8 protein-coding genes are annotated in these 7,860 nt (G+C 58.4%); 2 read left to right on the forward strand and 6 right to left on the reverse strand.

Annotated features, from left to right (window positions below; genetic code table 11):
- Positions 1-72 precede the first annotated feature (72 nt).
- Together GIW28_RS30240 and GIW28_RS30245 are read left to right on the forward strand one after the other, a co-directional pair.
- Complete coding sequence (locus GIW28_RS30240; protein WP_236447176.1) at positions 73-588, forward strand: cupin domain-containing protein; 516 nt, start codon at positions 73-75, stop codon at positions 586-588.
- A gap of 237 nt (positions 589-825) precedes the next feature.
- Complete coding sequence (locus GIW28_RS30245) at positions 826-1,107, forward strand: hypothetical protein (protein WP_236447177.1); 282 nt, start codon at positions 826-828, stop codon at positions 1,105-1,107.
- A gap of 309 nt (positions 1,108-1,416) precedes the next feature.
- Here GIW28_RS30245 and GIW28_RS30250 read toward each other — a convergent pair whose 3' ends face one another.
- From GIW28_RS30250 to GIW28_RS30275, 6 genes are all read right to left on the reverse strand, one after another.
- Positions 1,417-1,578, reverse strand: coding sequence for a hypothetical protein (locus tag GIW28_RS30250; RefSeq protein ID WP_236447178.1), 162 nt, complete (start codon positions 1,576-1,578; stop codon positions 1,417-1,419).
- A gap of 342 nt (positions 1,579-1,920) precedes the next feature.
- Complete coding sequence (locus GIW28_RS30255) at positions 1,921-4,056, reverse strand: TonB-dependent siderophore receptor (RefSeq protein ID WP_176992211.1); 2,136 nt, start codon at positions 4,054-4,056, stop codon at positions 1,921-1,923.
- Between the two features lie 166 nt (positions 4,057-4,222).
- The gene (locus tag GIW28_RS30260) at positions 4,223-4,849 is read right to left on the reverse strand and encodes a dTMP kinase (RefSeq protein WP_017135633.1); all 627 of its coding nucleotides are present in this window, start codon (positions 4,847-4,849) and stop codon (positions 4,223-4,225) included.
- Between the two features lie 68 nt (positions 4,850-4,917).
- Positions 4,918-6,147 carry a phosphopentomutase gene (locus GIW28_RS30265; RefSeq protein ID WP_099549763.1) on the reverse strand — a complete coding sequence of 410 codons (1,230 nt, stop codon included), beginning with the start codon at positions 6,145-6,147 and terminating at the stop codon, positions 4,918-4,920.
- The gene (gene deoA / locus GIW28_RS30270; RefSeq protein ID WP_236447179.1) at positions 6,144-7,451 is read right to left on the reverse strand and encodes a thymidine phosphorylase; all 1,308 of its coding nucleotides are present in this window, start codon (positions 7,449-7,451) and stop codon (positions 6,144-6,146) included. Before deoA ends, GIW28_RS30265 begins: the two co-directional genes overlap by 4 nt.
- 10 nt (positions 7,452-7,461) lie before the next feature.
- Positions 7,462-7,860: nucleoside transporter C-terminal domain-containing protein (locus GIW28_RS30275; RefSeq protein WP_329606524.1), on the reverse strand; the 399-nt coding region annotated here is incomplete at its 5' end.

Consider the following 7,860-nt stretch of genomic DNA (forward strand, 5'->3'; position numbering starts at 1 on the left):
GCTTATATAACTCAACTAAATAGACATTTAGTTGAGCTATAAAAAACCACCATAAAATCAAGGGAGCGGGCGATGATTCAACGTAAAGCAAGCGCACAAGACGTAATCAATGCGCTGGATCTCGAACCGCATCTCGAAGGCGGCTACTTTCGCAGAACCTATCAGGCGGACCATCGCGACTGGCTCGAAACCGCTGCAGGACCGCGTTACCTGATGACGTCGATCTACTATCTGCTGACCGAGCAATCAGCGGTGGGCCAGTTTCATTTCAATCAGTCTGACATCCTGCATTATTTCCACTTGGGCGACGCACTCGAATACAGCCTGATCCATGCGGACGGTTCATTGCAGACAGTCATCATGGGCAACGATGTTCTCGCAGAACAGTGTTTGCAATTGCACGTACCGGGTGGCATCTGGAAAGCATCACGATTGCTGGACGGGACAAACGGATTTGGATTGATCAGTGAAGCGGTTTCGCCAGGATTTGATTTTGCCGACATGGAGATGGGAAATCGCCAGAAGCTTACGACAGCGTTTCCACAGCATCGAGCGTTGATTGAAAAGCTGACGCGGGATGAGGATTGAGGGATGCGGATTCAATGGATTATCAGGTTGGAGGGAAAGCGTAGTCGGGAAAATGATGAAGTTCCGGTGAAGATTTATCCAGAACGTCCATATCAGAGGATTTTTATGATTTTTCTGAATGACGATTAACGTAAAAAAGTCTAAAAACCTGTTATTTCTAACAGTACAAAAATAGAGTTGATTACCGAAGTATGGGGGTTGTTGGAATGCTGTATTTTCTACACAAGGAGAACTCCCATGCCCGATTACACGGAACAACAACTCTTAGATCTTCCTAAAGAAAAACTGATAAATCTGACATCACAGCAATTGAAAAGGCGAGACGAATTACTGCGCGAGCAGCTAGTATGGGAAACTCATCTCAGCGATCCGAGCACCATGGATTTGGTGGATAGGGGTATACCGGACTCAGAGATAGAGGAAATGTACCAAAAAGAACAAAAAAAAATAGAGGAGATATACCAATCAGATGAGGACCTGAACTCTTCAGAAAACCTCGACCTGCCCGCAAAGCAATAGCCGCCACCTGATTGACAGTCAGGAAAATCAACATTCGCGCCGGTAACCGGCTAAGCCGGCTGATCTCAACCCAGACGGAAAACTCCAGAGATCGCCAGAACTCTGGGGTTTTTCTTCGCGAGACGAATGCTAGAGATGTTATCTCACCTTGAGCCTCTGATTTCCCCAAAGCGTCTTTCACAGGCGCGGTCAATCAAACCTACAAACTGGATTCGCATTCTTGGTGATTGGAGTGGGGGGGGGGCTGTTACACCCCCACTTTAGTACGGAATCCCGTACCGGCCTGCAGTATCGTCGAGGCGAATTTGATCACTGCGTGGCGTCCCGCAGATGCATCTGGCAGGTCAACAATAAAGCCAATGCTTTCGGGTTTTCGCGCCTGTAAAGAACCCAGATCGAGACGCAGCGCTTACTGACATCGCAGCCGCCAAGCAACGCAGCAGTGAGCAATACGGCAGCATAGAGCTTCATGCAGATCTTCCTTGAGCACGGGTGGCGTTGGGGCGAGTAAAGATCAAACCTGAGGGCGTTGCCATGTGGTGGGTGAAAACGATGAGGTTGCGGCGTACTGGCAACTGAGTGGTGATGATCAGTGAGAGGAGGAAAAGCCTGGAGACGCTGACTCAAAATCTGACGCGTACTGCTCCTGATTAAGTAACATCGTGTTGCGCATAATGTATATTATGTTAAATTATGTATCACGCACTGGCGATGGTAAGTCAGCACCGCCACGCACTCAGTATGCAGCCCGCCCCGATCCAAGGCTGGCCCACGGTTCGCCAATCCCCCACGACGAACCGTATTCCGATTGGGTTACAGCGTATAAGAGATCCCCACTTGCACCGTACGCGGCTCACCGGGATAAGCGTAGAAGTTCAGGAACGAGCCTTCGTCGTACTCACGGTTAAACAAGTTCTTCACGTCGAGGTTGAGTCTGACCTTTTCGTTGACCTTGTAATAGCTAAGCAAGTCGACAACGGTGTAAGCGCCCATCGAGAACGTGTCATTGGCGGTCTGCCCGGCACGCTCGGCTACGTATTTTCCACCTGCGCCAAGGCCAAACCCTTTGAGCGCGCCATCCTGAAACTCGTACACGTTGAGCAGGCTGAAGCTATTGCGCGGAATATTCGCCAGACGTGTTCCGGAGCGCACGGTGGTGTCCCTGGTCACTGCGGCATCCACATAGCCATAGCCACCGATCATGCGCCACTCGGGCGTCAGGTTGCCGGCCACGTTCAGGTCGAAGCCGCGGCTGCGGACTTGCCCTGTCGCGACATTGAAGGCCGAATCAACCGGGTCGACACCCTGGACATTTTTCTTCTCGATCTGATAGATCGCCGCGTCGACGCTCAACTGACGGTCCAGCGCTTCCCACTTAACCCCCACTTCGTAGGACTTGCCCTTCTCCGGCTCGAATCCGCCGCCTTGACGACTGGCACCCGTGTTGGGCTTGAACGAGCGCGCGGCGTCCGCGTAGATCGCAACCGTGTCAGTGAGGTCATACATCACCCCGATGCGCGGCGTGACGGCGTTGTCGGCGGCGTTCCAGCTTCTCACACCGGGCACGTAGGATTCGTACTGGTGCTCGAAGCGCTCAAAGCGCGCACCGGCGAGCACCTTTAAACGCTCGGTCAGCGCCACTTGATCCTGGACGAAGGCGGCGTAAGTCTTGAGGTTTTCTTTGTCGTGGGTGGGCGTACGCGTCAGCGCCGGACGTGGCTGGCCATAGACCGGGTTGAAGATATCGATTGGGAAAGCCCCCGCCGCGCCGCTGGAGCGTTGGATGATCGACTTGTAGTCGTAATCCTCATACTCGATGCCGGTCAGCAACGTGTGATCAAGGCCGCCCGTGGAAAAGCGCCCGGTCAGGTTCAGTTGATAGTCCTGGTCGGTCCAGTCCAGCTTGCGGTAGTTGAAGTTGCGCTGGAGTGTTCGCCCATCGGCGTTGAGGCTGGTGGCATTGTTTGCCTCAACACCATTGCCCTTCATCGTACCGTCCAACCACTGCATACCACCGCCCAGTGTCCAGTTGTCGTTGAGTAGATGCTCGAAGCGCACCTGAGCCATGTTGTTATCGTTGTGCAGGTTACCGGCGTACTTTTCACCCCAGAAGGTCTCACGGGACGGCGTGCCACGCTGGTTGGCGAAGCGGGTCAGACCGCGATCCAGCGGATGATTGTTACGCATGAAGTCGCCTTCGAAAATCACCTTGGTGTCGTCGCTGACCTGCCAGCTCAGTACCGGCGTGACCCCATAGCGTTCGGTTGAGACATGGTCGCGGAAGGTGTCGCCGCCCTCTCCCACCACGTTGAGGCGGTAGGCCAGGCGGCCTTGCTCATCCAGCGGGCCGGAGGCATCGAGGGTGCCGCGCTTCATACCCTGATCATCCACCTGGCTACCCAATGTGACCGTACGTTCAGGCAAAGGCTGTTTGGAGACCACGTTGAAGGTACCGCCGGGATCGCCGCGCCCATAGAGCATCGTCGCTGGCCCACGAAGCACTTCAAGGCGCTCAATGCTGTTGGCGTCCGGCATGCTGGGATAGCCCCGGTTGATCGGAAAACCGTTGCGGTAGAACTCTGCTGTTGTAAACCCACGCACCGTGAAGCTGGTAAGCCCCTGGCCACCGAAGTTGTTCGCTCGGCCGACGCCGCCGGCATAGTCCAGGGCCTCCTGCAGGCGAGTCGCGCCAATGTCCTCGACCACGTCCTTGGGCACGACGCTGATGGACTGTGGCGTCTCATGAATTGAGGTGTCTGTGCGCGTGGCACTGGCAGAGCGTGTGGCGCGATACCCTTTGACAGGCCCCTGAGCCGTCTCGGCGTCTACGTCTCCCGTGACGTTGATGGCTTGCAACTCAAGGCTGGCATTTTCGCTGCCGGCCACCTGCGCCCAGGCAACAGGGGCAACCGCCTGAAGTACGCAGAGAGAAATCAGGGTATGACGCATGGATTTTGGACCTAATGGATGAGCGGACGGGAAGGTAAACCTGCCTGGATTCGGGAGGCATGATATACCAGCAGATCTCATTTGCCACTCATTCTCATTTGAAGGTTTTCGAGTATCGGCTGTGTACCTCTGCCATCCCAGGGCCGGGATGGCAGGAGCAATTTCTCTAACCTGCTTCGACTGCCTTAAGGACCTTGTAGATCTCGGAAATCACCTGCCCCGTCGCCTGTTCAATCGCCCCTTCATTACGGCACAAAACCCAGCCCTGATCACCCGCCGCTCGCAAAAACGCCTGGGTACACTCGACATGCTCCTGCAGCGTATGGATCAACGTACTGCCCATCCCGCGCCGTCGTTGCGCGGCCCTTGACCATGAAATCTCTGGGTCGGTGATAACGCCCACATGCAGGTCTGGCACTCGCACGTGTCGGTCCAGGTTTAACTGCAATATGTCGGCGAACGGGACTGTCCGGCGAAACGCGGCATCTGAGGGGTACCAACGGTCTATCAGGATGATGCTGTCGGGCGGCTGTTTAGTCAGCACGTGGCGGGAAATCCAGAGCCGACTATCCGCAAAGCGCTCACACACTCTCCACTCCGAATCATCGGTGGGGTTTCTGGCGTGTGCGTTGACCAGGGCCATGGTTTCAGCCCTGTAGGGATCGCTTTTTCTCTCGCAAAGACGGATCACCTTTTTGTTGTCTGCCCGCAGTGCTTGGGTAACGGCTTCCAACAGCGTGGTTTTCCCCGTGCCTTTAGGCCCATCCAGGGAGACAAATAATGGACGATTCATGCTTCACGTAATGATGGATAAGTGATGAGCACCTTAACGTAGTTTGAAGCCGATGACGCTTGTCGATGCTATGGCTCACGCAGCAAAAAAGACGTGCCCCATGCCAACGGCTCCAACCCCAAGTGCACCGCCAGGCTCTGGCCGATATCGGCAAAGCTGGCTCGCTCGCCCAACCACCCCGCCGCCACGCCTGCACCATAAGCCAGTACGGGCACATGCTCACGGGTATGGTCGCTGCCCGGGCGCGAGGGGTCGCAGCCGTGGTCGGCGCTGATGATCAACAATGTCTGCGAGTCCATCAACGCCAGTAATTCCGTCAGCCTGCGGTCGAAGGCTTCCAGCGCGGCAGCGTAGCCGGCCAGGTCTCGGCGGTGTCCGTAGAGCATGTCGAAGTCGACGAAGTTGGCAAACACCAGGCTGTTGTCAGGTGCTTCCCGGTAGGCCTTGAGCGTGGCATCGAACAGCGCGTCGTTGCCATCGGCCTTGTACAACCGGCTGATGCCTCGGTGAGCGAAAATATCGCCAATCTTGCCCACCGCGTGCACGGTGCCGCCGGCGTCGCAGAGGCGATCAAGCAGCGTCGCTGACGGCGGCGGCACGGTGTAGTCGCGGCGATTGCCGGTGCGCCGGAACTGGCCCGCGTGCTCGCCGGTGAACGGTCGGGCAATGACCCTGCCGACCGTGTATTCATCACACAAGGTGCGCGCGATTTCACACACTCGGTACAGCGCTTCAAGGCCGAAATGGCTTTCATGGGCGGCGATCTGCATCACGCTGTCGGCCGAGGTGTAGCAAATCGGCTGCTGGCTGCGGATGTGTAATTCACCCAAATCGTCCAGCACCGTGGTGCCCGAGGCATGGCAATTGCCCAGGATGCCCGGCAACCCTGCCCGCTCGATCAGGTCGGCCAGTAGTTGGGGTGGAAAGGACTCGGTCGGCTGCTCGAAATAACCCCAGTCAAACAACACTGGCACGCCCATCATTTCCCAATGCCCGGACGGCGTGTCCTTGCCGGATGATTGCTCGCGCGCATGGCCAAAGGCGCTGATCGGTGCCGCATCGCCCCAGTTGCCTGGCAGCGGGCCATTGCCACTGGCCGCCGCTGCGGCGCCCAATCCCAGCTGGCCCAGGTTCGGCAGGTTCAAAGGTCCCCGTCGCAATGGCCCATCGGCCTCACCACGGGCACAGGCTTCGGCGATATGGCGCAAGGTGTCGGCGCCGGTATCGCCAAACAGCGCGGCGTCGGCACTCGCGCCGATGCCCAATGAGTCCAGCACTAATACGATGGCCTTGCTCATAGGATTGCCTGGATCAATTCGCGCGAGGCCAGGCGTTCACCGCCCAGCCGATACGCTGCGCGCAAGGCGGATGCGCCCTGCCCGGCCTGCTCTTGGGTGCGCGCGTGAACCCAGCCCAGGGGCCGTTTTGCATTCACCTGTTCGCCGACGAAGGCCAACTCGCTGAAGCCCACGGACAGGTCCAGCACGTCGTCCGGATGGCTGCGTCCACCGCCCAAGGTCACCACCGCCAACCCCACGGCGCGGGTGTCGATCTCGGTGACACAACCCTCCTCCTCGGCCCACACCGGCACCGACACGACCGCCTTGGGTAAATGTTCATCGGGTTTGTCGGTAAAACCCTGCGGGCCGCCCAGCGCAACAACCATCTGCTCAAATCGCTGCAAGGCCGCGCCGCTCTGCCAGGCTTGAAGCAATTGATCACGGGCCTGAGCCTCGTCCCTCGCCAGGCCGGCCATCGTCAGTGCCTGGGTGGCCAGCGCCAACGTCACTGCCCACAGGCGTTCACTGCGCACCTCGCCCTTGAGCAGGGCTACCGCTTCAGCCACTTCCAGGGCATTGCCGGCACTGCGGGCCAGCGGCTGGTCCATGTCGGTGATCAGGGCGCGGGTGTTGACTCCGGCACCGTTGGCCACCGCAACGATGCTGGCGGCGAGTGCTCGCGCCTGCTCAGGCTCAGCCATAAAGGCGCCTTTGCCGGTCTTTACATCCATGATCAACACATCGAGGCCGGCGGCGAGCTTCTTGCCGAGGATCGACGCGGTGATCAGGTCTATCGACTCCACCGAGCCAGTCACATCGCGGATCACGTACAAGCGCTTGTCCGCGGGTGCCAGGTTGGCGGTCTGGCCGATGATCGCGCAGCCGACTTCAGCCACCACCGCGCGCAGGCGTTCGGTGCTGGGTTGGCAGTCGTAGCCGGGGATGCTTTCGAGCTTGTCCAGGGTGCCGCCGGTATGCCCCAGGCCGCGCCCGGAGATCATCGGCACGTAACAGCCACAGGCCGCCAGCAAGGGCGCGAGCAACAAGCTGATCATGTCGCCGACGCCGCCGGTGGAATGCTTGTCGACAATCGGCCCCGGCAGCTCCCACTTCAGTATTTGACCGGAATCGCGCATTGCCTCGGTCAAGGCAATGCGTTCGCTCACGTCCATGCCCTTGATGAACACCGCCATGGCGAACGCCGCCACTTGCCCATCGCTGAGGCTACCGTCGGCAATGCCGGCGACAAACCGTTGAATGTCGATAGCGGCCAGGGCATGCCCGTCGCGCTTACGGCGAATCACTTCTTGTGGCAACCACATACTGTGCTCCTTACAGCGAAATGAAAAAGCCGACAATCGCCGCGCTCATCAGGTTCGAAAGCGTACCGCCGATCATGGCCCGCAAGCCCAGCCGCGCCAGTTCTTGACGCCGTTGCGGGGCGATACCCGTGAGGCCGCCCAGTTGGATGGCAATCGAGGACAGATTGGCAAAGCCGCACAGGGCGAAGGTGACGATCACTTGGGTGTGTGCCGACAACAGCGGCACCCCGGCTGCGGCGGCCTTGTCCGCGGTCAGGTAGTTGGCCAGGTCGGCATAGGCGACGAACTCGTTGAGCACCAGTTTTTCCCCGATAAAACCGCCGGCCAGCACTGCCTCATGCCACGGCACCCCGAGCAGAAAAGCGATCGGCGCCAACACGTGCCCGAGCACCAGTTGCAAGGTCAGCTG

The organism is Pseudomonas sp. PA-5-4B, from assembly GCF_021606215.1.
Lineage (GTDB): Bacteria > Pseudomonadota > Gammaproteobacteria > Pseudomonadales > Pseudomonadaceae > Aquipseudomonas > Aquipseudomonas edaphica.

Excerpts from the sequence above, each read along its gene's own strand:
- GIW28_RS30255 (WP_176992211.1), bottom strand. The coding sequence starts at position 4,056 with ATGCGTCATACCCTGATTTCTCTCTGCGTACTTCAGGCGGTTGCCCCT.
- GIW28_RS30245 (WP_236447177.1), top strand. The coding sequence starts at position 826 with ATGCCCGATTACACGGAACAACAACTCTTAGATCTTCCTAAAGAAAAA.
- deoA (WP_236447179.1), bottom strand. The coding sequence starts at position 7,451 with ATGTGGTTGCCACAAGAAGTGATTCGCCGTAAGCGCGACGGGCATGCC.
- GIW28_RS30265 (WP_099549763.1), bottom strand. The coding sequence starts at position 6,147 with ATGAGCAAGGCCATCGTATTAGTGCTGGACTCATTGGGCATCGGCGCG.
- GIW28_RS30250 (WP_236447178.1), bottom strand. The coding sequence starts at position 1,578 with ATGAAGCTCTATGCTGCCGTATTGCTCACTGCTGCGTTGCTTGGCGGC.
- GIW28_RS30240 (WP_236447176.1), top strand. The coding sequence starts at position 73 with ATGATTCAACGTAAAGCAAGCGCACAAGACGTAATCAATGCGCTGGAT.
- GIW28_RS30260 (WP_017135633.1), bottom strand. The coding sequence starts at position 4,849 with ATGAATCGTCCATTATTTGTCTCCCTGGATGGGCCTAAAGGCACGGGG.